Source organism: Oleiphilus sp. HI0043 (assembly GCF_001634935.1).
Genome location: NZ_LWEY01001006.1, coordinates 1 through 364, shown reverse-complemented (window position 1 = coordinate 364; position 364 = coordinate 1). Strand labels below are relative to the sequence as shown.

The window sequence follows — 364 nt, the reverse complement described above, 5'->3', positions numbered from 1 at the left end:
ACAACAACTGGGATGAGGCAGTCAGCCTGGTTCTTCAGTTATTAGATCTGCCTTGGGATTTTTCGACTGAACTATGGTCTTGTCGTCTGGCAGACGAAGAGAAGGCGCTTATCTTAGATGCGATTAAGCGCAGAACAAAAGGCCGAGAGCCACTGGCTTATATCACCAAACAAGCTTGGTTTTGTGGTTTGCGCTTCAATGTCGATGAGCGAGTGCTCATACCTCGCTCTCCGATTGCCGAACTCATCGGGCATCATATGGAACCTTGGCTATTAAATGAGCCTGAGCGAGTGCTTGATTTATGTACCGGAAGTGGTTGCATCGGCATCGCTGCCGCTTTGGAGTTTGAAGAGGCGCAGGTGGA

At 49.5% G+C, this 364-nt stretch carries 1 pseudogene; it reads left to right on the top strand.

The window, feature by feature from the left end:
- Nucleotides 1-364 (top strand): annotated as a pseudogene (locus tag A3729_RS32880) (50S ribosomal protein L3 N(5)-glutamine methyltransferase); the annotation flags it as partial.